Here is a 23,610-nt window from a genome sequence, read left to right as displayed (position 1 = left end):
GGAGCCTGCTACGGATAAGCCGATGGTAGAGCGGCGACGGCACGCCGTGACAGGGGGTTTCCAGAAATTGGCCCCTGTCCGGAGCGGTCCGCCGGCCGGACGCCTGTCCGGTGAACGCTCAGATATCCAGCGGAAGTTGTTGGACCAGCAGCTTTCCGGCCATGGTCACTCCGCCGTCCATGGCGATGGCCAGGCCGTCGGCGTAGACGTGGGGTCCTTCGATGACGGGACCCGCTCCGGCCTCGCCGTCCTCCGGGCCCACCTCGCCCAGGAGGTAGGGAATGGGGCTGTGACCGTGGACGACGCGGGTGCCGCCGTAGGCGCCGAGCAGTTCGTGGACGGCCTCGGCACCCTCGTCGCGGAAGGCGAAGCGCCGGGTGAACTTGCGGAAGAGGTCCCAGCAGTCCTCGGCGTCGTTGCGGGTGAGGGTTTCGCGGACGGTGTCGTTGACCGCTTCGATGGAGTCGCCGTAGTCGAGGTAGGCGGTGGTGTCGGAGTGCACCAGCAGGTGGCCGTCGACCAGCTCCATGGCGTCGAGGCGGGCCATCCACTGAAGGTGGTGGTCCTGGAGGCGGTCCATGTCCGTCTTCTGGCCGCCGTTGAGGAGCCAGGCGGCCTGGAAGGTGGCGGTGCCGGCGCCCGAGCTGACCGGGGTGTCGCCGAACCGTTTGGCGCCGAGCAGCAGCAGCTCGTGGTTGCCCATGAGTGCCTTGCAGTAGCCGCCGGCCGCGGCCGCCTCGGCGGAGAGCCGCATCACGAGATCGATCACGCCGATGCCGTCCGGGCCGCGGTCGGTGAAGTCTCCGAGGAACCACAGGCGCGAGGTGCCGGCCGACCAGCTGCCGGAGGCGTCCACGAGGCCCTTGGCCTGCAGCGCGGCGAGGAGCTGGTCGAGGTAGCCGTGCACGTCTCCGACGACGTACAGCGGGCCGGGCCCGGCGCCGGGGGCCGGGGCGGGTGCGCCGGAGGGGTCGACGACGACCTGCTGGGTGTCGCCGCGGTTGATGACCGGAAGATCGCGCTGCGTGGGCGTGTACCCCTCGGAGAACTCCCCCGGGAACTCCGGCGGAGCCTCCGCGGACGCGTACGGGGAGGGCCCTCCCGGCGCGTACCGCGCGGTCATGGGTCCGGCGCCCTCGCCGTGAGGCGTGTCCTGCGCATACGGACCGGTCTCGTGGACGTACCCGGGCACCCGGAAGTCGCGCAACGTCGCCGTCCGCACCACCTCGGGTCCCTGACCGGCCCCCTGAGTCATCGACCCCTCCACCACCATCGCGCCGCATCTGCACCGGTTCGGACTGCCTGGTCGCAGCGGCCCGCGGTGTCGTCCGCCCATCATAGGAATGCGGATCGCGCCATGTGATGACCCAGGGGTGGTGAATCGGAACAGGAGCCCAGTTCACCGCGGTTTTCGCCCGAATTGGGCGGGGCTCACCCCGCCCTGGCCGGATCGGTCCTCAGCCCTGTTCGGGTGATCGGGGCGGACTGACGGTCGTCCGGGGCGGGCGCCGCTGCGACGAGGTCCGCACGATCAGCTCCGTGGGTATCACCTGCTCGACCGGTTGGTCCGATTCGACCCCTTCGATGGCGTCGATCAGTAACTGGACGACCGCCGTGCCGATCCTGCGCGGTTTGAGGGACAGGGTCGTGACGGGCGGTTCGGTGCTGGCGTAGACGTTCGACTCGCTGCAGCACACCAGGAGCAGGTCGTCGGGTACGCGCAGACCGTAGCGGCGGGCGGCCGCCAGCAGGTCGGTGCCGTTCGGGTCGAAGAGGCCGTAGACGGCGTCCGGGCGGTCGGGCCGGGCGAGGAGCCGGTCGGCGGCCACCGCTCCGGCGCACGGATCGTGCGCCGGGTAGGCCTCGTACACCGGATCCTGGCCCACGCGCTCGCACCAGCGCAGGTACGCGGTGGTGGAGAGGTGGGTGTACGTGTCCGTGCTGGTGCCGGTGAGGAGGCCGATGCGGCGGGCGCCGGCGTCGGCCAGGTGGTCGAGGATGCCGAGGACCGCGGCCTCGTGGTCGTTGTCCACCCAGGCGGTGACCGGGAGCGATCCCACGGGCCGGCCGTCGGAGACGACGGGCAGCCCCTGGCGGACCAGCTCGCTGACGACCGGATCCTGGTCGGAGGGGTCGATGACCACGGTTCCGTCCAGGGCGACGTTCGACCACACATCGTGGCGGGAGGTCGCGGGGAGGATGACCAGGGCGTATCCCCGGGCGAGCGCCGCCGAGGTGGCGGCTCTGGCCATCTCGGCGAAGTACGCGAACTCGGTGAAGGTGAAAGGTTCATCCCCGTACGTGGTGACGGTCAAGCCGATCAGGCCGGACTTGCCCGTACGGAGGGTTCGGGCCGCGGCCGACGGGCGATAGCCCAGCCGGTCGGCGACTTCGCGGACATGGCGTCGGGTGGCGTCCGGGAGCCGTCCCTTGCCGTTGAGGGCGTCGGAGACGGTTGTGATGGAGACCCCTGCTGCCGCGGCCACGTCTCTGATGCCCGCCCGGCCCGGCCGACCGCCTCGGCGGGAGGTCTCCGCCCGGCTCACCTGGTGCTTCCCTGCTGCTGTCATGGCGAGCCGATAGTAGGGCTCATACGGTGGGGTAGTGCGGACGCATATGCACGCGTTGACAGGCACGTTTCTGCATGATCGAAATGCGTTAACTCCCTTTGAAGTGAAGGTAGTTGAGCGATCTCATCCCAATACGTGACTTGTCGGCGCGTGCGAGCCTGCCAAGCGAGCCATGTCTCGAAGAGGTCTCAACTCACCTGTACGAGGGATGCGCGCCACGGCGTGAGCCACCGGCGCATGTGATAGTCGTCGACGCGCCCCCTTTCATACGACTTGGTACGAGGACGGCCGCCGGGCCGTGCGACGGCGGCGGTCCGGCATCTGCCGCCAAAGTCCGCGGACGATCACCCGGCGGGGCACGTGACGGTGTCGGGTTGTCCACAGGCCATTCGCAGCGGCGCGGAATCCTCATAAGGTGAGAAGTATTGGTAGCCGGTGGTGGTCATGAGCCGCTGGTGGTCACGAGGAGGACTGCGGTGAGCGACACGAACCCCAAGCTGCGTGCCGAGCTGGCGGGTATCCCCACCTACAAGCCCGGAAAGCCCGCCGCCGCCGGCGGCGCCGTGGCGTACAAGCTGTCCTCCAACGAGAACCCGTATCCGCCGCTGCCCGGCGTGGTCGAGAGCCTGACCGCGGCGGCCGGTTCGTTCAACCGCTACCCGGACATGGCGTGCACCGGGCTGATGAACGAGCTGGCGGACCGTTTCGGCGTCCCCGTCTCCCACCTGGCGACGGGCACCGGCTCGGTCGGCGTCGCGCAGCAGCTCCTGCAGTCCACGAGCGGCCCCGGCGACGAGGTCATCTACGCCTGGCGCTCCTTCGAGGCGTACCCGATCATCACGCAGATCAGCGGGGCGACCTCGGTGCGGGTGTCGCTGACCCCGGGCGAGGTGCACGACCTGGACGCGATGGCCGACGCCATCACCGACCGGACGCGGCTGATTTTCGTCTGCAACCCGAACAACCCGACCGGCACGGTGGTGCGCCGGGCCGAGCTGGAGCGGTTCCTGGACCGGGTGCCGAGCGACGTGCTGGTCGTCCTGGACGAGGCGTACCGCGAGTTCATCCGTGACGTCGAGGTGCCGGACGGCGTGGAGATCTACCGGGACCGGCCCAACGTCTGTGTGCTGCGCACGTTCTCCAAGGCGTACGGGCTGGCCGGTCTGCGGGTGGGCTTCGCGATCGCTCACGAGCCGGTGGCGGCCGCGCTGCGCAAGACCGCGGTGCCGTTCGGTGTGAGCCAGCTCGCCCAGGACGCCGCGGTGGCGAGCCTGCGGGCCGAGGACGAACTGATCGGCCGGGTCGGCTCCCTGGTCTCCGAGCGCACCCGGGTGGTCGACACCCTGCGCGGTCAGGGCTGGACGGTGCCCGAGACGCAGGCCAACTTCGTGTGGCTGCGCCTGGGGGAGCGCACCATGGACTTCGCCGCGCACTGCGAGCAGGCCGGGGTCGTCGTGCGTCCCTTCGCGGGCGAGGGTGTCCGGGTGACCATCGGCGAGACCGAGGCGAACGACATCTTCCTGAAGGCCACCGAGGGCTTCCACAAGGGGCTGTAGTCATCCGTCGAGGGGCCCGTACGCGTCGGTCGCGTACGGGCCCCTCGGCCTTGGGGCCGCTTGGGCTTTCGGCCCTCGGACACCTGGCCCCTCCGCTTCAGGGACCTTTGGTCCGGCTTAAGGACCCCCCACCCCTCGGCCTTCGAACGGGCATGCGTCATAATTGCTTGTGAATGTGAACGCGTTCACAAGCGTGTCCTGTTCCTCCCGTGATGTCTGCAATAAAGCGGGCAAACTGCCGCTGTGACCACGGCCATGTAAGGAGACTGACGACGTGGAATTGGCTTTGGCGCCAGAGACCATGGCGCGATGGCAGTTCGGAATCATCACCGTCTACCACTTCTTCTTCGTGCCCCTGACGATCTCGCTCGCCGCGCTCGTCGCCGGCCTGCAGACCGCCTGGGTGCGTACGGAGAAGCCGAAGTACCTGAGCGCCACCAAGTTCTGGGGCAAGCTGTTCCTGATCAACATCGCGATGGGCGTCGTCACCGGAATCGTCCAGGAGTTCCAGTTCGGCATGAACTGGTCCGCCTACTCACGCTTCGTCGGTGACATCTTCGGCGCCCCCCTCGCCTTCGAGGCCCTGCTCGCCTTCTTCTTCGAGTCGACCTTCATCGGGCTGTGGATCTTCGGCTGGGACAAGCTGCCGAAGAAGCTCCACCTCGCCTGCATCTGGATGGTCTCCATCGGAACCATGCTGTCCGCGTACTTCATCCTCGCGGCCAACTCGTGGATGCAGCACCCGGTCGGCTACCGGATCAACAAGGAGAGGGGGCGCGCGGAACTCACCGACTTCTGGCATGTGCTGACCCAGAACACCGCGCTCGCCCAGGTGTTCCACACCCTCACCGCGGCCTTCCTGACCGGTGGCGCCTTCATGGTGGGCATCGCCGCGATCCACCTGGCCCGCAAGCGGCACGTCGCCGTCATGAAGACCTCGCTGCGCCTCGGTCTCGTCACCGTCGTCATCGCCGGTCTCCTCACGGCGATCAGCGGCGACACCCTCGGCAAGATCATGTTCAAGCAGCAGCCGATGAAGATGGCCGCCGCCGAGGCCCTGTGGGACGGCCAGGACTCCGCGCCCTTCTCGATCTTCGCCTACGGAGACGTCAGCAAGGGCCACAACACCGTGGAGCTGTCCATCCCGGGGATACTGTCGTTCCTCGCCGATGACAACTTCGACTCCTACGTCCCCGGCATCAACGACACCAACAAGGCCGAGCAGGAGAAGTACGGCCCCGGCGACTACCGCCCCATCATCCCGGTCACCTTCTGGGCGTTCCGCTGGATGATCGGCTTCGGCATGGCCTCCTTCGCGATCGGCATCGTCGGACTCTGGCTGACCCGCAAGAAGTTCATGCTGCCGCAGCACCTGAGGGTCGGTGAGGACGAGGCACCGCATCTGGTCCTGTTCAAGAACAAGGCACTCGGCCCGAAGCTCACCAAGTGGGGCTGGCGCATCGCCATCTGGACCCTGGCCTTCCCGCTGATCGCCAACTCCTGGGGCTGGATCTTCACCGAGATGGGCCGTCAGCCGTGGGTCGTGTACGGCGTCCTGCAGACGCGGTTCGCGGTCTCCCCCACCGTCTCGCAGGGCGAGGTCATCACGTCGCTGGTCGTGTACTCGCTGATCTACGCGATCCTCGCCGTCATCGAGGTCAAGCTGCTCGCGAAGTACGTCAAGGCGGGGCCGCCCGAGCTCACCGAGTCCGACCTCAACCCGCCCACCAGGATCGGCGGCGACTCCAGGGACGCCGACAAGCCGATGGCCTTCTCCTACTAGGCTCAGGGAGCTGCTGAGTCATGGAACTTCACGACGTCTGGTTCGTCCTCATCGCGATCCTCTGGATCGGCTATTTCTTCCTGGAGGGCTTCGACTTCGGAGTCGGCATCCTCACCAAGCTGCTGGCCCGCGACCGTATCGAGAAGCGGGTGCTGATCAACACGATCGGCCCCGTGTGGGACGGCAACGAGGTGTGGCTGCTCACGGCCGGCGGTGCGACCTTCGCCGCCTTCCCCGAGTGGTACGCCACCCTCTTCTCGGGCTTCTATCTGCCGCTGCTGATCATCCTGGTCTGCCTGATCGTGCGGGGTGTCGCCTTCGAGTACCGGGCGAAGCGGCCCGAGGAGCACTGGCAGCGCAACTGGGAGACGGCGATCTTCTGGACCTCGCTGGTCCCGGCGTTCCTGTGGGGTGTGGCCTTCGGGAACATCGTGCACGGAGTGAAGATCGACCGGGACTTCGAGTACGTGGGCAACTTCTGGGACCTGCTCAACGTGTACTCGATCCTCGGCGGTCTGGTGACGCTCACTCTGTTCACCTTCCACGGGGCGGTGTTCGTCGGACTCAAGACGGTGGGAGACATCCGGGAACGGTCCCGGAAGCTCGCACTGAAGGTCGGTCTTGCGACGGCGGTGCTGGCGCTGGCTTTCCTCATCTGGACGCAGGTCGACAGCGGTGACGGCGCGTCGCTGGCCGCGCTGATCGTGGCCGTGGTCGCCCTGGTCGCGGCGCTGGTGATGGTCAACGGCGGCCGGGAGGGGTGGGCGTTCATCCTCTCGGGGCTCACCATCGTGGCCGCCGTCGCGATGCTCTTCCTGTCGCTCTTCCCGGACGTCATGCCGTCCTCGCTCAACGAGGACTGGAGCCTCACGGTCACCAACGCCTCGTCGAGCCACTACACCCTGACGATCATGACCTGGTGTGCCGTGATCGCCACTCCGATCGTTCTGCTCTACCAGAGCTGGACCTACTGGGTATTCCGCAAGCGCATCGGCACGCACCACATCGCCGTGGACGCGTCGCACTGAATCCGAAGTATCGGCACGTTTCACGTGAAACGTGCCTGATGGGCCAAAGGTGTGTTTCACGTGAAACCAATCGATCCGCGCCTCCTCCGGTACGCCCGGGCCACCCGCCGCTTCCTTGTCGCGGTGGTGGGGCTGGGCGTGGCCGGGGCGGCCCTGGTCATCGCCCAGGCGATGCTCATCGCCGAAGTGGTGGTCGGCGCCTTCCAGCACGGGTTCTCCGTCGCCGAACTGCGCACTCCCCTGATCCTGTTGACCGTGGTGGCGCTCGGACGCGCGATGGTGGCCTGGCTCACCGAGCTCGCCGCGCACCGCGCGAGTGCCGCGGTCAAGTCGGAACTCAGGGGGCGGCTGCTGGAGCGGGCCGCAACCCTTGGTCCCGGATGGCTCAGCGGCCAGCGGACGGGCTCCCTGGTCACGCTCGCGACCCGCGGTGTGGACGCGCTCGACGACTATTTCTCGCGCTATCTGCCGCAGCTGGGCCTCGCGGTGGTGGTCCCGGTCGCCGTGCTGGCGCGGATCGTCACCGAGGACTGGGTGTCCGCGGCGATCATCGTCGCCACCCTGCCGCTCATCCCCATGTTCATGGTGTTGATCGGCTGGGCCACGCGCGGCCACATGGACCGCCAGTGGCGGACACTGTCCCGGCTGTCCGGACACTTCCTGGACGTGGTCGCCGGGCTGCCCACACTCAAGGTGTTCGGCCGGGCCAAGGCGCAGGCCGAGTCGATCCGGAAGATCACCGGCGAGTACCGGCAGGCGACCATGCGGACGCTCCGGATCGCCTTCCTGTCGTCCTTCGCCCTGGAACTGCTCGCCACCATCTCGGTCGCCCTGGTCGCCGTGACCATCGGAATGCGGCTCGTCCATGGCGAGATGGACCTGTACGTGGGACTCGTCGTCCTCGTGCTGGCGCCCGAGGCCTATCTGCCCCTCAGGCAGGTGGGAGCGCAGTACCACGCGGCCGCCGAAGGGCTCGCGGCCGCCGAGGCGATCTTCGAGGTGCTGGAGACTCCGGCCCCGAGGTCCGGTGCGCAGCGCGTGCCCACGGGAGAGATCGTCTTCGACGGCGTGACCGTGCGCTACCCGGGGCGTTCCACGGACGCGGTCTCGGACGTCTCGTTCACCGTCGAGCCCGGTGAGACGGTCGCGCTCGTCGGAGCCAGCGGAGTGGGCAAGTCGACCCTGCTGAACGTTCTGCTCGGGTTCGTGGAGCCCACCGCCGGCCAGGTACGTGCCGGGGGAGTTGATCTCGCCGACGCCGACCTCGGCGAGTGGCGTTCGCGGATCGCCTGGGTGCCGCAACGGCCGCACCTGTACGCCGGGTCCATCGCCGAGAACGTACGGCTGGCGCGGCCCGAAGCCGACGACACCGCGGTGCGCGCGGCGCTCGTCGACGCCGGTGCGGCGGAATTCGTCGACGCCCTGCCCGCCGGGGCCGACACGGTCCTCGGCGAGGACGGCGCCGGACTGTCGGCCGGCCAGCGCCAACGCCTGGCACTCGCGCGGGCGTTCCTCGCGGACCGGCCCGTGCTGCTGCTGGACGAGCCGACGGCCTCGCTCGACGGGGGGACCGAGGCCGAGGTCGTGGCGGCGGTCCGGCGGCTGGCCGTCGGACGGACGGTGCTGCTGGTCGTGCACCGGCCCGCGCTGCTGGGCGTCGCGGACCGGGTGGTCCGCCTGGAAACCGCCGCCGTCGGCGCGCCGAGGCCGGCGATCGAGGCCGGCGTCCTCGACCCGGCGCCGCGGGCGAACGCACAGCCGCCCCGAGGAACCGCGCCGCAGAGCCCGGCCCCGGCGGAAGGACTCGTCGCGCTGCCCCGGGGCCGTGACGGGGTGCTCGCCCGCGTCCGGGCGATGGCGGCGCCCCGCCGGGGTCCGCTCGCGCTCGCCCTGCTTCTCGCCGGCCTCGCGCTCGGGAGCGCCGTCGGCCTCATGGCGACCTCCGGCTGGCTCATCTCACGGGCCTCCCAGCAGCCGCCCGTCTTCTATCTGATGGTGGCAGTGACGGCCACCCGGACGTTCGGCATCGGACGGGCGGTGTTCCGGTACGCCGAACGGCTCGTCTCGCACGACGCCGTGCTGCGGATGCTGGCCGACACGCGGGTCGCCGTCTACCGGCGTCTGGAACGGCTCGCGCCCGCCGGACTGCGGACCACCCGGCGCGGTGACCTGCTGTCGCGGCTCGTCGCCGACGTGGACGCCCTCCAGGACTACTGGCTGCGCTGGCTGCTGCCGGCCGGAGCCGCGGTCCTGGTCTCCGCCGCCTCCGCCGGGTTCACCGCCTGGCTGCTCCCCGAGGCCGGGGCCGTCCTCGCCGTCGGTCTCCTGGCCGCCGGTGCCGGAGTCCCCCTGGTGACCGGCGCCGTGGCGCGCAGGGCCGAGCGACGGCTGGCTCCCGCCCGCGGCGTGCTGGCCACCCAGGTGGCCGATCTGCTCACGGGGACCGCCGAACTGACCGTCGCGGGCGCGCTGCCCGCCCGTACGGCCCGGGCGCGGCAGGCCGACGGCGTTCTTACGAGGATCGCCTCCAGGGCCGCCACCGCGACCGCCCTCGGCGACGCGCTCACGGCACTGATCTCGGGGCTCACCGTCGCGGCCGCCGCTCTGGTCGGCGCCCAGGCGGTCGCCGCGGGGCGCCTGCACGGCGTGCTCATGGCCGTCGTCGTCCTCACCCCGCTCGCCGCCTTCGAGGCGGTCATGGGACTGCCCCTCGCCTTCCAGTACCGCCAGCGCGTGCGCAAGAGCGCCGAGCGCGTGTACGAGGTGCTGGACGCCCCCGATCCCGTACGCGAGCCCGAACAGCCGAGGCCGGCGCCCGCGTCACCCTTCCCCCTCCGGCTGTCGGGACTCCGGGCCCGGTACGCGGGACAGGACCGGGACGCGCTGGCAGGACTCGACCTGACCCTCGAAAAGGGCCGCAGGATCGCCGTGGTCGGCACCTCCGGGGCCGGCAAGACGACGCTCGCGCAGGTGCTGCTGCGGTTCCTGGACCCCGAAGCCGGGACGTTCACCCTCGCCGGCGCCGACGCCCGTGGCATGGACGGGGACGCCGTACGCCGGCTGATCGGGCTGTGCGCCCAGGACGCGCACCTCTTCGACAGCACCGTCCGCGAGAACCTGCTGCTCGCCCGCAAGGACGCGACCGAGGCCGCGCTGCGCGACGCGCTCGGGCGGGCCCGTCTCCTCGACTGGGCGGACGGACTGCCCGACGGGCTCGACACCCCGATCGGAGAACACGGGGCACGGCTGTCCGGCGGCCAGCGCCAGCGGCTCGCCCTGGCACGGGCACTGCTCGCCGACTTCCCCGTACTCGTCCTCGACGAACCGGCGGAACACCTCGACCTGCCGACGGCCGACGCACTCACCGCGGACCTGCTGGCCGCGACCGAGGGCCGTACGACTCTTCTGATCACCCACCGGCTCGCCGGACTCGACGCGGTGGACGAGGTGATCGTGCTCGCGCGGGGACACGTGGTGCAGCGCGGCTCGTTCGCCGAGCTGTCGGCCGTCGAGGGGCCGCTGAGGGAGATGGCGGAACGGGAGAGCGCAGCGGACCGGCTGGTGAGCGCTGTGGCCCCCCATTAGGCTCGGGGCATGTCAGCGGCGAGGGGTTTCCCCGACCCGGGTGACGGCACCGGCGCGGCGGGACCGGCGGCCCGTGCCCCGGGAGAGCCGCCCGGCGGACCGGACGCCCGGGTCCCGCGGCTGCTGGAGGCCGTGCGGTCGGTCGGATCGGGGCTGGAGCTGCACTCCAAGCTCGACCGGATCTGCGAGACGGCGGCCGAACTCGCCGACGCGCGGTACGCGGCCATCGGAGTCGTGGACGCGAACGGGAAGGGCCTCTCGGACTTCGTCCAGCACGGCGTCGACGAGGACACCGTCCGCCGGATCGGCCGGAGGCCCGACGGCCGCAAGGGGCTGCTCGGCGCTCTCATCCGCGACCCCGATCCGGTGCGGCTCGCGAACCTGACCGACGACCCGCGCTCCTGCGGGTTCCCGGCGGGCCATCCGCCGATGCGCAGCTTCCTCGGCGTACCGATCCGGGTCCAGGGGGAGATCTTCGGAAACCTGTACCTCGCCGAGAAGCGCGGCGGCGGCACCTTCGACGACGACGATCTCGACATGGTCCGGGTGCTCGCCACGGAAGCGGGCATCGCCATCGGCAACGCCCGCCTGTACGAGGCGGCCAAGCAGCGCGAGCGCTGGATCGACGGCTCGGTGGCCGTCACCACCGCGCTGCTGGCCGGCGGAGACGCCGAGGACGCGTTGCAGATCGTCGCCGAACAGGCCCGCCGCCTCTCCGGCTCCGAGGCCGGGATCGTGCTGCTCCCCGCGGAGGAGGGCGGCCTTGAGGTCGTCGCGGTGGCCGCCGACCATCCGTCGAAGGTGCTCGGCGTGGTCGTTCCGCCGGAGAGCGAACTGGTCACCGAACTCTGCGACGGGAAGCCGGTGTTCCTGGCGGACGCGTCCGCCGATCCGCGCATGCGGACGGAACTCACCCGCGCGTACGGGCCCGTCATGATGCTCCCCCTGCAGAGCGACGGCCGGGTCCTCGGCGCCCTTCTGACCCCGAGGTCGCGCGAGGGACGCCAGTTCACCGAGACCGAGCGGAGCGTCGCCACACAGTTCGCCTCGCAGGCGGCCCTGGCGCTGATGATGGCCGAGAGCCGGCGTGACCGGGAACGGCTCGCGGTCTACGAGGACCGCGACCGGATCGCCCGCGACCTGCACGACCTGGTCGTCCAACGGCTGTTCGCCACCGGGATGATGCTGGAGAGCGCCCAGCGCCGGTCGGCCGTGCCCGAGGTGAGGCGGGGCGTCGGCAAGGCGGTCGACGAACTCGACGTCACCATCCAGGAGATCCGCGCCGCGGTCTTCGCGCTCCGCCAGGGTTCCGCCGAGACGCCCTCCGGACTGCGCACCCGCGTCCTGCGCGAGATCAACATGGCCGCCGTCCCCCTCGGCTTCCACCCCGGGCACCGCTTCACCGGCCCCGTCGACACACAGGTCGGCGAACTCACCGCCAAGAACCTCATCGCCGCGCTGCGCGAAGCCCTCTCCAACGCGTTCCGGCACGCGGGGGCCTCCCGGATCGAGGTCTCCGTCGACGCGGACCTCGTGCTGCCGGACGGCCGGCCCGGCGTGCGCCTCGCCGTCGCGGACGACGGGGTCGGCATTCCCGAGGGCGGCCGGCGCAGCGGCCTGAAGAACCTGAAGCGGCGTGCCGAGTCGCTGGGCGGGGCGAGTTGGTACGGGCCGGGGATCGGCGCCGACGGCGGCGGTACGACGGTGGTGTGGCAGGCGCCGCACTGAATCCCCTTGCGGGGGTGATCCGTTCGTGAGCAGCGCCCGCCGCGCCAGTCGGATCGCCTGAACCGCTGAAGGTCCGTCAGGCCCCTTCGCTGGGCCATTCGTGACGTCCTGTCCCCCAGGTGTACGCCTTGAACGGGCCGGGCCCGAGGGCGCGGGCCACGATCGCTGTCATGCGCCCATCTCGCCGCCATCCCCTCCTCGTACCGGCCCTGTTGTCCGCTCTCGTGATCCTCGCGGCCCGGCCGGCGCTGGCCGACGGCGACGGCGACGGCGCGGACCTCGACATCAGCGCCCAGGTGGCGCGGCTGTACGAGGACGCCTCCGTGGCGACGGGACAGTACGAGGCCGGGCGGCACGACGCCGACGCGCAGCGCGGCCGGGCGGAGCGGGCCGAGCGCCTTCTCGTCCGGGAGCGGAAGGAGATCGCCGTCCTGCACGAGGATCTGGGCCGTATCGTGCGCGCCCAGTACCGGCAGGGCGGTGGACTGCCGTACACGGCGCAGATCCTGTTCGCGAAGGACCCCGACGGGCTGATGCGCGGTCAGCATGCCGTGCGGCGGGCCGACCTGGCCGTGGCCGGTGCCGTCGCGAAGAGCCGGCGGGCCGAGGTCCGGCTCGCGGCGAACGAGGCGAAGGCGCGCTCCGAGTGGCAGGTGCTGGAGAAGCGGACCGGGGAACTCGCCGCGGTCAAGCGGACCATCGAGGCCAAGCTCGACGAGGCCCGGTCGGCGCTGCAGAGCCGGGCGGACGCCTCCGTGGCGGCCGGCTCCTGCCGCGGGGCGGTCCGTCTCGACCAGCCGCCGGCGGCGTTCACGAGCCCGTGGGTCGCGCCCGTGCAGACGTACGAACTCTCCGCGGGATTCGGCAGCGGAGGTGAGCACTGGGCGCACCGGCACACCGGGCAGGACTTCGCGGTGCCCATCGGCACCCCGGTGCGGGCGGCCGGGGCGGGCCGGGTGGTGAAGGTGTCCTGCGGCGGCGCCTTCGGCATCGCCGTCGTGATCGAGCACCCCGACGGCTACTACACGCAGTACGCGCACCTCGCGTCCGTCGCCGTCGACCAGGGGCAGCGGGTCTCGACCGGGGAGTGGATCGGCCAGTCCGGCACGAGTGGCAACTCGACCGGCCCGCATCTGCACTTCGAGGTGCGGGTGACGCCGGAGTCGGGATCGGCGATCGACCCGGTGCCGTGGCTCGCGGAACACGGGGTCGTCGTCTAGGACGCCGCGACCCCGCCGAGTCCCCCGGCACGGATGCCGGAGGACCCGAGCCGGACGGGCGGTGGGCTCGGCACGGATGCCGGCCACCTGAGCCGGACCGGCGGAGGCTCGGCACGGATGCCGGAGGACCCGAGCCGGATGGCGGAGGGCTCGGCACGGATGTCGGAGGATTCGAGGCGGCCGGGCGATGGGCTCGGTACGGATGCCGGTGACCTGAGCCGGACCGGCGGAGGCTCGGCACGGATGCCGGAGGATTCGAGCCGGACGGCGGAGGAATCGAGGCGGACGTGCGGTGGGCTCGGTACGGATGCCGGTGACCTGAGCGACGACCGGCGGAGGCTCGGCACGGATGCTGGTGACCCGTGCCGGACGGCGGTGGGCTCGGTACGGATGCCGGTGACCCGAGCCCGACCGGTGGAGGGCCGGGCGTACGGGCCGAAGGGCCCCGGCACCGGCCGGGTGGGGCTAGGAGCCGTCCGCCAGGATCCGCTCGATCACTACCGCCACGCCGTCCTCGTTGTTCGCGACCGTGCGCCCGGAGGCGGCGGCGATCACGGCGGGGTGGGCGTTGCCCATGGCGTACGACCGGCCGGCCCAGGTGAGCATCTCGACGTCGTTCGGCATGTCGCCGAAGGCGACGACCTCCTCGGGCGTGATACCGCGCTCGGCGCAGCACAGCGCGAGGGTGCTGGCCTTGGAGATGCCGGCGCCGCTGATCTCCAGCAGGGCGCTCGGGCTCGACCGCGTCACGTTGGCCCGGTCGCCGATGGCCGGGCGGGCGACGGCGAGGAATTCGTCCGGGTCCATCTCCGGGTGGAACGCGAGCACCTTGAGCACCGGCTGATCGGCGTCCAGCGCGTCCTCGGCGAGAAGCTTCTCGGCGGGCAGGACGATCTCCGGGGGCTCCATGTGCATCAGGGGGTAGCCCGGTTCGAGGTGGAGGCCGTACGTCCGCTCGACGGCGCACACCGTGCCGGGCGCGGCCGCGCGCAGGATCCGGACGACGTCCAGCGCGATGTCGTGCGTCAGCTCGCGGATCTTGACGAAGCGGTGCGCGCCGGGGCCGCCGTGCAGGTCGACCACGGCGGCGCCGTTGCCGACGATGGCCAGGCCGTGCCCGTGGACGTGGTCGCTGACGACGTCCATCCAGCGGGCCGGGCGGCCGGTGACGAAGAAGACCTCGATGCCGGCCTGCTCGGCGGCGGCGAGGGCGGCGATCGTGCGGGCGGACACCGATTTGTCGTCGCGCAACAGGGTGCCGTCGAGGTCCGTGGCGATCAGCCGGGGCGGGACGGTGGAGGCCGGGGTCTCGGGCCGGCGAGTCGCTGAGGTCACGCGCTCATTCTCCCGCATATATGCGCACGGTCGTGCGGCGGTCCGCACACTTGAGTGGTTACCGTCCTCACTCCGGCTCACGTCACCCCCGCGCACGCCCCCTCCGCGCTGCCGTCCTGCTGCCGTCCTGCTGCCGTCCTGCCGGCCCGGACCGGGGCCCGGCGGAGGGGTTCAGCGGAGCTGGGCGACCGCTTCCATGGCGATCCGCTCGAAGACCTTCGGGTCGGCGGCGAAGTCCGAGTCGGGGATCGGCCAGTGGATCACGATGTCGGTGACGCCCAGTTCGGCGTGCCGGCCCGCGAAGTCGACGAACGCGTCGAGGGACTCCAGGGGGCGGCCCCGGTCGGGGGTGAAGCCGGTGAGCAGGATCTTGTCGAGTTCCGCCACGTCCCGGCCGATCTCGGCGCAGGCGTCGGCGAGCCTGCCGATCTGTCCGCGAATGGCCTGAACCGACTGTTCGGGGGTCCCCGTCTCGTACAGCTTCGGGTCGCCGGTCGTCACCCACGCCTGCCCGTGGCGGGCGGCGAGCTTGAGTCCGCGCGGGCCGGTGGCGGCCACGGCGAACGGCAGCCGGGGGCGCTGGACGCAGCCGGGGATGTTGCGGGCCTCGTGCGCCGAGTAGAAGTTGCCGCCGTAGGAGACGGAGTCCTCGGTGAGGAGCCGGTCGAGCAGGGGCACGAACTCGGCGAAGCGGTCGGCGCGCTCACGCGGGGTCCACGGGTCCTGTCCGAGCGCGGTGGCGTCGAAACCGGTGCCGCCGGCTCCGATGCCCAGGGTGATCCGGCCGTCGGAGATGTCGTCCAGGGAGATCAGATCCTTGGCGAGGGTCACCGGGTGCCGGAAGTTCGGCGAGGTCACGAGCGTGCCGAGGCGCAGCCGGTCGGTGACGGCGGCCGCCGCGGTCAGTGTCGGCACGGCCCCGAACCACGGGCCGTCGCGGAAGGTCCGCCAGGAGAGGTGGTCGTAGGTGAACGCGGTGTGGAAGCCGAGCTGCTCCGCACGCTGCCATGCGGAACGCCCGCCCTCGTGCCAGCGGACGTACGGCAGGATCACGGTGCTCAGACGCAGACTCATGCGTCGAGCGTAGACGGAGCCGGGGCACGCCCGCTTCAGGGCGGCCCGGCGGGAGCCCGGCGCCAGGCGACGGCACGGACCTGCGCCGGCGTCGGCAGGGACCCGCGCCCGGCGTCGGCACGGACCGTTGATCGAGATCGGCGAGGACCGGGGACCGGCATCGGCAAAGACCGGGGACCGGGATTGGCGAGGACCGGGGACCGGGATCGGTGAGGACCGGGGACCGGGATCGGTGAGGACCGGGGACCGGGATCGGCACGGGCCGGCGTCCGGGATCAGTGCGGGCCGGGAAACCGCAGATAGCGCGGGGGTACGGCCTCGGCCAGCCAGACGCCGTTCGCGCTGACCCGGAAGACATGGCCGTCCCGGTGCATGGCGGCGGCGTCCACGGACAGGACGACCGGCCGGCCGCGGCGGGCGCCGACGCGGGTGGCCGTCTCCCGGTCCGGCGAGAGGTGCACGTCGTGCCGGTTCATGGGCTTCAGGCCCTCGGCGCGGATCGCGTCCAGGCTGCGGGCCACGGTCCCGTGGTAGAGGTACGCCGGCGGGGTCGCCGGGAGCAGCCCCAGGTCGACCTCGACGGAGTGGCCCTGGCTGGCGCGGATCCGGGTCCCCTCCACGGCGAAGCGCCGCTTGTCGTTGGTGGCGACCACATGGTCGAGCTCGTCACGGGTGATCCGGAAGCCGTGCTCGGTGGCCGCGGAGAGCAGCACGTCGATCTCGACCCAGCCGCCCTCGCCGAGGGTGAGCCCGATCCGCTCGGGCTGGTGGCGCAGATGTTTCGAGAGGTACTTGGACACCTTCACGGTGCGCTTTTCGTCCATCGGTTCATCGGCCCGTCTTTCCGTCCGATCATCCGCCCGCTCATGCGCCTGGTCCCTCGTTCGGCCCTGCGCCCGGCCTCGTGTTCGCTCACGCGTCCGCTCGTGCGGCTGTTCATCGCTGTGTTCCATCATCCTCTCAGCGTGCCTGGCGAGAGACGGATCACGCATTTGATTTTGGTCCGGAGGTTTGATCCACAGCCAAGTGCTGTTATCCACAGGTGAATTGACGAATCTGTGGACAACGCAGATGTCTTTTAAGGTGTTTCGTCAACATTGGTGGATTGAGAGACGTTTGCCGTCAGCCGGTCCAACGTCCTTGTCTGCAGCTCCCGTTCCGTCGCCGCCGTCACGAACTCCGCCACCTGCGCGGCACCAACCAGGCGCTCCACGGCCCGCGTTGTCGCGGCGGCCACCTCCACCCGGCGCGTCCCTTCCGGCTCGACCGGGAACCGTCCCGCCGTGAGGTGCCTGCTCAGCTGACGGGTGGCGAACATCCGCATGGCGCGGGCCAGTTCGGCGTCCACCGTCTGCTGCGCGAGCGGCCGCAGCCGTCGTACGAGCGAGGCCGCCTCGGCCGCTTCCGCGTCGCTCGGCGGATGCTCCCCCAGATAGCGCGCGAAGACGTGCTCCGTCGTGAACTCCAGGAAACGGGAGGCGATGTACTCGACCTGACCTCTCAACTCCCGCAGATGGCAGGTGATCGCGGGCAGCGGGACGCCCGAGTTGTACAACTCGACCGCTGCGGACAGTTCTTGGGGGCTCGGGACGAGGAAGGTGTCCTCGTCGCCCGGAACGGGCTCCAGCACGCCCAGCTCCACGGCCTCCGCGACCGCCGCGTCGTCGGGGCGGCCGCCGAACCGCTCCACCAGCTCGGTCCGGGAGATCCGGGCGGCCTCCTCGTCGGTCCACGGCCCGTCGACCTCCGCGACCAGGCCGAGTATCCCGCCGAGCCCCCGGCCCGCGTCCCAGGCCTCCAGGAGCTCCTTGATCGAGGCCAGGGTGTAGCCGCGGTCCAGGAGGTCCGCGATCTGCCGCAGCCGCGCCAGATGGGCGTCCGCGTACACGTTGGCGCGCCCGCGCCGCTCGGGGCGGGGCAGCAGTCCGCGGTCCTGGTAGGCGCGGATCGTCCGGACCGTGGCGCCACTGCGGTGCGCCAGGTCCTCGATGCGGTACGCGGTACCGCCCGCCTCGTCGCTCATCGCGCCCTCCTTCCCTGCTCCAGGAAGCAGCCGTCCGTCCGGTCGGCCCCGCCGCCGGAGGCAGGGCCGCGTGCTCACAAGGGTGGTTCCATGCGGGCGATCGCGCGCAGCGTCCGGGGCGCGAAACGGTGCAGGAGGTGGGCGCCGCGCGCCTCCGGGGTGACCGGAACCACCGCCTCGTCACGGACGACCGCGCGCAGGATCGCGTCGGCGACCTTCTCCGGCGGGTAGTTGCGCAGGCCGTAGAGCCGCGCCGACTTCTTCTGGCGCCGCTTCTCCTCGGCCGCGTCGACCCCGGCGAAACGAGCGGTCGCGGTGATGTTCGTGTTGACGAAGCCGGGGCACACCGCCGAGACGCCGATGTCCTTCCCCGCCAGCTCCGCGCGCAGACACTCGCTGAGCATCAGCACGGCCGCCTTGGAGGTGCTGTAGGCGGGCAGCGCCTTCGAGGGCTGATACGCCGCCGCCGAGGCGATGTTGACGATGTGTCCGCCCTGCCCGCGCTCGGCCATCTGCTTCCCGAAGAGCCGGCAGCCGTGGATCACGCCCCACAGATTGACGTCGAGGACCTTCTTCCAGTCCTCGGCCGTGGTGTCGAAGAACGAACCGGAGAGCCCGATACCGGCGTTGTTCACCAGCACGTCCACCACGCCGTACTCGGCGGCGACCTTGCCGGCGAGCTTCTCCATGGCCTGCTCGTCGCTGACGTCGGCCGTCTCCGCCCAGGCCGCGGGCGAGCCGATCAGCCGGGACATCTCCGCCGTGCGGGCCGCGGCCTCCGCGTCCCGGTCGACGGCCACCACCCGGGCGCCCGCCTCGGCGAACGCGAACGCGGTGGCCCGGCCGATGCCGCTGCCGGCGCCGGTGACCAGCACGAGCTGCCCGCCGAACCGGTCCGCGTACTTGCCTGAGGCGGCCGGCTCGGGCGCGGGCACCCCGGACGCGCGGCCCTCGTGGACCGTCACGAACTCGGATATCCAGGAGGCCAGTTGATCGGGCCTGGTCCGCGGAATCCAGTGCTTGGCCGGGAGCGTACGGCGCACCGAGCCGGGGGCCCACCTCTCCAGTTCGTCGTAGAGCCGCTCGGAGAGGAAGGCGTCGCCCAGGGGTGTGATGAGCTGCACGGGCGTGTGCGCGTACGCGTCGTCGCGGGGGCGGCCGAGCCGGGACCGTACGTTGTCGCGGTAGAGCCACGCGCCGTGCGCCGCGTCGGAGGGCAGCGACGGGGTCGGGTAGTCGCCCGCGGGCACCTTCTCGATCCGCTGGAGGATCTTCGGCCAGCGCCTGCCCAGAGGGCCGCGCCAGGCCAGCTCGGGCAGCACCGGCGTGTGCAGCATGTACACGTACCAGGACTTGGCGCCCTGCCCGAGGAGCTGGCCGATCCTTCGCGGAGTGGGCCGCCGCATCCGCCGCTTGATCCAGTGGCCGAAGTGGTCGAGGGACGGACCGGACATCGAGGTGAAGGACGCGATCCGGCCCTCCGTGCGGGCGACCGTGACGAACTCCCACGACTGCACCGAACCCCAGTCGTGGCCCACGAGATGCACCGGCTCGCCGGGGCTGACCGCGTCGATCACCGCCAGGAAGTCGTCGGTCAGCTTCTCCAGCGTGAACCCGCCGCGCAGGGGCAGCGGCGCCGTCGACCGGCCGTGCCCCCGCACGTCGTACAGCACGACGTGGAAGCGGTCGGCGAGCCGCGCGGCGACCTCGGACCACACCTCCTTGGAGTCCGGATAGCCGTGTACGAGCACCACGGTCGGCCGGCTCGCGTCACCCAGCTCGGCGACACACAGCTCGACCCCGCCCGTCCTCACCCGGCGTTCGCGCGCGCCCACGAGACTCACTTGTCCTCCGCCCAGCGCCGCACGTGCGGCAGATCGTCGTCGAGCCAGAACGCGCTCTGTCCGGGGTCCCGGGAGTCCGTGACGACCAGGAGCTCCTCGAACTTCGCGCCCGTACCCCGGAAACCGAGATGCGGTTCGACCGCCCACAGCCCCGGCCGGGGCGGGTGGTCGGAAAACGTGTAGGGCGACCACAGCGGCGACCAGCCCTCCCGGTGCCCGTGCAGCGCGTCGCCCGCCAGCCCCTTCAGCGACCGGACCCCGAACCCGAACACGTTCGGCGACCAGGGCCGCTCCCGCACCCGGTCCACCTTGTGCGCGATCACGCCGAACGGATACGCGCGATGCCGGTTCGCGTAGCCCTGGCGGACCATCAGCCGGTCCACGTCCTCGTAGATCTCCCGCAGCGGCCGCCGCTCGCGCACCTCGCGCAGGATCAGCTCGCGGTGCGCCTCCAGGTCGGCCAGCAGCCTGTCCTGCACGGGGTTCGGGCCCAGCGAGCCCGAATAGCCGATGTCCGCGGTGAAGCCCCCGTACACCGGCGCCATGTCGAGGATGAACGGCATCCCCGGCTCCAGCCGGCGGCCGGTGGGGAAGAACTGCAGCGGGATCCGGAAACCGGCGAAGGCCGTGCGGTCGCCGAACCAGGCGAACGGCAGATGGAACCAGTCCCGCACCCCGCGCTCGCGCAGCCACACCCGCTGCATGCGGGCCGCCTCCCGCTCGGTGACGCCGGGCTTCAACTGCGCCGCGACCGCCTCCGCGCAGGCGTACGCCAGACGCTGGACCTCTCTGAACCCCCTCAGCTCCGCGGAGAGTTCGCCCGTCATCGCCGTCGTCATGCCACCGCCCCACCTTGTCCGCACCGACTGCGGTACGTGCCCGTAACGTGACACTGGCGAATGTGACAGTTGTTAGAGGCTGCGTCAATAGGCGTGGGCGTCCTGTGGACAAGCAGCCCGGACGGGACCGCCCGGCGCCCGGAAGCCGTACCTGAGGGTGACCCCTACGGGCCCGTACGACTGGAGGCTGACGCGGATCCACCTCCGTGGGTTGACGACCCCTGTGGTGTGCGCCACTACCGTCGAACCGTGACTGTGATCGCGACCGAAAGCCTGAGCAAGCGGTACCCCCGGGTGACCGCGCTTGACCGGCTCTCCGTGGACGTCGGGCCCGGTGTGACCGGACTCGTCGGAGCCAATGGAGCCGGCAAGTCCACACTGATCAAGATCCTGCTGGGTCTGTCCCCCGCCACCGAGGGCCGCGCGCACGTGCTCGGTCTCGACGTCGCCACCGAGGGCGCCGCCATCCGCGAGCGGGTCGGGTACATGCCCGAGCACGACTGCCTGCCGCCGGACGTCTCGGCCACCGAGTTCGTCGTCCACATGGCGCGGATGTCCGGACTGCCGCCGGCCGCGGCCCGCGAGCGCACCGCGGACACCCTGCGCCACGTCGGCCTGTACGAGGAGCGCTACCGCCCCATCGGCGGCTACTCCACGGGCATGAAGCAGCGCGTCAAACTCGCTCAGGCCCTCGTCCACGACCCCCAGCTCGTCTTCCTGGACGAGCCGACCAACGGTCTGGACCCGGTCGGCCGCGACGACATGCTCGGACTGATCCGCCGCATCCACACGGACTTCGGCATCTCGGTCCTGGTCACCTCGCACCTCCTGGGCGAACTGGAACGCACCTGCGACCACGTCGTGGTCGTCGACGGCGGCAAGCTCCTGCGCTCCAGCTCCACCACGGACTTCACCAAGACCACGACCACCCTCGCCATCGAGGTCACCGACAGCGACGAACACCCGAACGGCACGAGCGCCGTGCGCGACGTGCTCCACGCGCGCGGGATCGAGACCCACGACGGCGGCGGACTGCCGGGCGCCGGACACATCCTGCTGCTCACCGCCGAGAGCGAGGACACCTACGACCTCGTCCGTGACGTGGTCGCCGACCTCGGTCTCGGGCTGGTCCGCATGGAACAGCGCAGGCACCACATCGCCGAGGTCTTCACCGACAGCGACGAACAGCGGAAGGAGGCGGTCGGCCATGGCAGTTGAGCACCCCCTCGCCCGGCCGGGCGAGCAGACCCGTATCCACAACATCGGCTACCGCAACTACGACGGCCCGCGCCTCGGCCGCGGGTACGCCCGCCGCTCCCTCTACTCGCAGTCCCTGCGCGGCGCCTACGGACTCGGCCGCTCGGTCAAGTCCAAGGTCCTGCCGATGCTGCTCTTCGTGGTCATGTGCGTCCCCGCGCTGATCATGGTGGCCGTCGCCGTCGCGACCAAAGCGAAGGACCTGCCGGTCGACTACACGCGCTACGCGGTGATCATGCAGGCGGTCATCGGCCTGTACGTCGCCTCGCAGGGCCCCCAGGCCGTGTCCCGCGACCTGCGCTTCAAGACCATCCCGCTGTACTTCTCGCGCCCCATAGAGACCGCCGACTACGTACGCGCCAAGTACGCGGCCCTCGCCTCGGCGCTGTTCGTCCTCACGGCCGCCCCGCTGATCGTCCTCTACGTGGGCGCGCTGCTGGCCAAGCTCGACTTCTCCGACCAGAGCAAGGGCTTCGGACAGGGACTGCTCTCCGTGGCCCTGCTGTCCGTGCTCTTCGCCGGCATCGCCCTGGTCATCTCGGCCATCACCCCGCGCCGCGGCTTCGGCATCGCCGCCGTCATCGCGGCCCTCACCATCTCCTACGGCGCCGTCTCCACCGTCCAGGCCATCGCCTTCGAGCGGTCCAGCAGCGGATCCGTCCCCTGGATCGGGCTCTTCTCGCCGATCACGCTCATCGACGGGGTCCAGACGGCCTTCCTCGGCGCCTCCTCCGCCTTCCCCGGCCAGGTGGGCCCCTCGTCCGGACAGGGCGTCGTCTACCTCGTCGTCGTCCTGGGTCTCATCGCCGGCTGCTACGGCCTCCTGATGCGCCGCTACCGAAAGGCCGGACTGTGACCACGCTCAGCATCGACCACGTCTCACGCTGGTTCGGCAACGTGGTGGCGGTCAACGACATCACGATGACCATCGGCCCCGGCGTCACCGGCCTGCTCGGCCCGAACGGCGCCGGAAAGTCCACCCTCATCAACATGATGGGCGGCTTCCTCGCCCCCTCCACGGGCACCGTCACCCTCGACGGCAAGCCGACCTGGCGCAACGAGGACATCTACCGGCACATCGGCATCGTCCCCGAACGCGAGGCGATGTACGACTTCCTCACCGGACGCGAGTTCGTCCTCGCCAACGCCGAACTGCACGGCCTCGGCGCGAAGGCCGCCGACCGGGCGCTCGCCACGGTCGAGATGGAGTACGCGCAGGACCGCAAGATCTCCACGTACTCCAAGGGCATGCGCCAGCGCGTGAAGATGGCGTCCGCGCTGGTCCACGACCCCTCGCTGCTGCTCCTCGACGAACCGTTCAACGGCATGGACCCGCGCCAGCGCATGCAGCTCATGGACCTGCTGCGCCGCATGGGCGACGAGGGCCGCACGGTGCTGTTCTCGTCCCACATCCTCGAAGAGGTGGAGCAGCTCGCCGCCCACATCGAGGTGATCGTCGCCGGACGGCACGCGGCGAGCGGCGACTTCCGGCGCATCCGCCGGCTGATGACCGACCGCCCGCACCGCTACCTGATCCGCTCCAGCGACGACCGGGCACTGGCCGCCGCGCTCATCGCCGACCCGTCGACCTCGGGCATCGAGGTCGACCTCGCCGAGGGCGCTCTGCGCATCCAGGCCGTCGACTTCGGCCGGTTCACCACCCTGCTGCCGAAGGTCGCGCGTGAGCACGGCATCCGGCTGCTGACGGTGTCGCCGTCCGACGAGTCGCTGGAATCCGTCTTCTCGTATCTCGTCGCGGCGTAGGAGG

Annotated in this window: 17 protein-coding genes; 9 read left to right on the top strand and 8 right to left on the bottom strand. The window is 70.9% G+C overall.

From position 1 onward, the window contains the following. Positions 1 to 118 precede the first annotated feature (118 nt). Together ACFYYF_RS16130 and ACFYYF_RS16125 are read right to left on the bottom strand one after the other, a co-directional pair. The gene (locus tag ACFYYF_RS16130) at positions 119 to 1,255 is read right to left on the bottom strand and encodes a metallophosphoesterase (protein WP_361682887.1); all 1,137 of its coding nucleotides are present in this window, start codon (positions 1,253 to 1,255) and stop codon (positions 119 to 121) included. Positions 1,256 to 1,457: 202 nt separating this feature from the next. Next, entirely contained in the window at positions 1,458 to 2,570 is a 1,113-nt protein-coding gene (locus ACFYYF_RS16125) for a LacI family DNA-binding transcriptional regulator (protein ID WP_361682885.1), read from the bottom strand. 476 nt (positions 2,571 to 3,046) lie between these two features. Here ACFYYF_RS16125 and hisC point away from each other — a divergent pair, with 476 nt between their 5' ends. From hisC to ACFYYF_RS16095, 6 genes are all read left to right on the top strand, one after another. Then, positions 3,047 to 4,126: a histidinol-phosphate transaminase gene (hisC, locus tag ACFYYF_RS16120; protein WP_388776017.1), complete on the top strand. Its 1,080-nt coding sequence runs from the start codon at positions 3,047 to 3,049 to the stop codon at positions 4,124 to 4,126. Positions 4,127 to 4,400: 274 nt separating this feature from the next. Beyond that, positions 4,401 to 5,909 (top strand): cytochrome ubiquinol oxidase subunit I, encoded by a 1,509-nt coding sequence (locus ACFYYF_RS16115; protein WP_361682881.1) that lies wholly within the window; start codon positions 4,401 to 4,403, stop codon positions 5,907 to 5,909. Positions 5,910 to 5,929: 20 nt separating this feature from the next. Further along, positions 5,930 to 6,937 (top strand): cytochrome d ubiquinol oxidase subunit II, encoded by a 1,008-nt coding sequence (gene cydB / locus ACFYYF_RS16110; RefSeq protein ID WP_388776013.1) that lies wholly within the window; start codon positions 5,930 to 5,932, stop codon positions 6,935 to 6,937. Between the two features lie 60 nt (positions 6,938 to 6,997). After that, complete coding sequence (gene cydD / locus ACFYYF_RS16105; RefSeq protein WP_388776011.1) at positions 6,998 to 10,522, top strand: thiol reductant ABC exporter subunit CydD; 3,525 nt, start codon at positions 6,998 to 7,000, stop codon at positions 10,520 to 10,522. Positions 10,523 to 10,531: 9 nt separating this feature from the next. Continuing rightward, positions 10,532 to 12,250 carry a GAF domain-containing protein gene (locus tag ACFYYF_RS16100; RefSeq protein ID WP_388776008.1) on the top strand — a complete coding sequence of 573 codons (1,719 nt, stop codon included), beginning with the start codon at positions 10,532 to 10,534 and terminating at the stop codon, positions 12,248 to 12,250. Positions 12,251 to 12,420: 170 nt separating this feature from the next. Further along, entirely contained in the window at positions 12,421 to 13,470 is a 1,050-nt protein-coding gene (locus ACFYYF_RS16095) for a M23 family metallopeptidase (protein WP_388776005.1), read from the top strand. A gap of 465 nt (positions 13,471 to 13,935) precedes the next feature. Here ACFYYF_RS16095 and ACFYYF_RS16090 read toward each other — a convergent pair whose 3' ends face one another. From ACFYYF_RS16090 to ACFYYF_RS16065, 6 genes are all read right to left on the bottom strand, one after another. Continuing rightward, complete coding sequence (locus ACFYYF_RS16090; RefSeq protein WP_388776002.1) at positions 13,936 to 14,823, bottom strand: Cof-type HAD-IIB family hydrolase; 888 nt, start codon at positions 14,821 to 14,823, stop codon at positions 13,936 to 13,938. 153 nt (positions 14,824 to 14,976) lie between these two features. Continuing rightward, positions 14,977 to 15,879: an LLM class flavin-dependent oxidoreductase gene (locus ACFYYF_RS16085; protein ID WP_361682869.1), complete on the bottom strand. Its 903-nt coding sequence runs from the start codon at positions 15,877 to 15,879 to the stop codon at positions 14,977 to 14,979. Between the two features lie 275 nt (positions 15,880 to 16,154). After that, a complete protein-coding gene (locus tag ACFYYF_RS16080) occupies positions 16,155 to 16,703 on the bottom strand; it encodes an RNA 2'-phosphotransferase (protein ID WP_388775999.1) in 549 nt (182 codons plus the stop codon). Positions 16,704 to 16,957: 254 nt separating this feature from the next. Then, positions 16,958 to 17,902, bottom strand: coding sequence for a MerR family transcriptional regulator (locus ACFYYF_RS16075; protein ID WP_388775996.1), 945 nt, complete (start codon positions 17,900 to 17,902; stop codon positions 16,958 to 16,960). Positions 17,903 to 17,976: 74 nt separating this feature from the next. After that, complete coding sequence (locus ACFYYF_RS16070; protein ID WP_388775994.1) at positions 17,977 to 19,746, bottom strand: SDR family oxidoreductase; 1,770 nt, start codon at positions 19,744 to 19,746, stop codon at positions 17,977 to 17,979. Beyond that, positions 19,743 to 20,585, bottom strand: coding sequence for a M24 family metallopeptidase (locus ACFYYF_RS16065; protein ID WP_388775991.1), 843 nt, complete (start codon positions 20,583 to 20,585; stop codon positions 19,743 to 19,745). The genes ACFYYF_RS16070 and ACFYYF_RS16065 overlap by 4 nt, the downstream gene beginning before the upstream one ends. A gap of 255 nt (positions 20,586 to 20,840) precedes the next feature. Between ACFYYF_RS16065 and ACFYYF_RS16060 the strand changes: the two genes are divergently transcribed. From ACFYYF_RS16060 to ACFYYF_RS16050, 3 genes are read left to right on the top strand one after another with little or no spacing between them, the layout of a single operon-like run. Further along, entirely contained in the window at positions 20,841 to 21,803 is a 963-nt protein-coding gene (locus tag ACFYYF_RS16060; protein ID WP_388776749.1) for an ABC transporter ATP-binding protein, read from the top strand. Further along, on the top strand, positions 21,793 to 22,698 hold the full coding sequence (locus ACFYYF_RS16055; RefSeq protein WP_365478818.1) for an ABC transporter permease: 906 nt from the start codon (positions 21,793 to 21,795) through the stop codon (positions 22,696 to 22,698). The genes ACFYYF_RS16060 and ACFYYF_RS16055 overlap by 11 nt, the downstream gene beginning before the upstream one ends. Next, the gene (locus ACFYYF_RS16050; RefSeq protein ID WP_388775988.1) at positions 22,695 to 23,606 is read left to right on the top strand and encodes an ABC transporter ATP-binding protein; all 912 of its coding nucleotides are present in this window, start codon (positions 22,695 to 22,697) and stop codon (positions 23,604 to 23,606) included. Before ACFYYF_RS16055 ends, ACFYYF_RS16050 begins: the two co-directional genes overlap by 4 nt. Positions 23,607 to 23,610 lie beyond the last annotated feature (4 nt).

This window comes from Streptomyces sp. NPDC001914 (genome assembly GCF_042891215.1).
In the GTDB taxonomy this organism is placed as follows: Bacteria; Actinomycetota; Actinomycetes; order Streptomycetales; family Streptomycetaceae; genus Streptomyces.
This window is presented reverse-complemented; position numbering and strand designations above follow the sequence as displayed.

Bases quoted from the DNA above. Each gene is read 5' to 3' on its own strand.
- ACFYYF_RS16090 (WP_388776002.1), bottom strand. From the start codon at position 14,823: ATGCGGGAGAATGAGCGCGTGACCTCAGCGACTCGCCGGCCCGAGACC.
- ACFYYF_RS16080 (WP_388775999.1), bottom strand. From the start codon at position 16,703: ATGGACGAAAAGCGCACCGTGAAGGTGTCCAAGTACCTCTCGAAACAT.
- ACFYYF_RS16065 (WP_388775991.1), bottom strand. From the start codon at position 20,585: ATGACGACGGCGATGACGGGCGAACTCTCCGCGGAGCTGAGGGGGTTC.
- ACFYYF_RS16125 (WP_361682885.1), bottom strand. From the start codon at position 2,570: ATGACAGCAGCAGGGAAGCACCAGGTGAGCCGGGCGGAGACCTCCCGC.
- ACFYYF_RS16075 (WP_388775996.1), bottom strand. From the start codon at position 17,902: ATGAGCGACGAGGCGGGCGGTACCGCGTACCGCATCGAGGACCTGGCG.
- cydB (WP_388776013.1), top strand. From the start codon at position 5,930: ATGGAACTTCACGACGTCTGGTTCGTCCTCATCGCGATCCTCTGGATC.
- ACFYYF_RS16055 (WP_365478818.1), top strand. From the start codon at position 21,793: ATGGCAGTTGAGCACCCCCTCGCCCGGCCGGGCGAGCAGACCCGTATC.
- ACFYYF_RS16100 (WP_388776008.1), top strand. From the start codon at position 10,532: ATGTCAGCGGCGAGGGGTTTCCCCGACCCGGGTGACGGCACCGGCGCG.
- ACFYYF_RS16095 (WP_388776005.1), top strand. From the start codon at position 12,421: ATGCGCCCATCTCGCCGCCATCCCCTCCTCGTACCGGCCCTGTTGTCC.
- ACFYYF_RS16130 (WP_361682887.1), bottom strand. From the start codon at position 1,255: ATGACTCAGGGGGCCGGTCAGGGACCCGAGGTGGTGCGGACGGCGACG.
- ACFYYF_RS16085 (WP_361682869.1), bottom strand. From the start codon at position 15,879: ATGAGTCTGCGTCTGAGCACCGTGATCCTGCCGTACGTCCGCTGGCAC.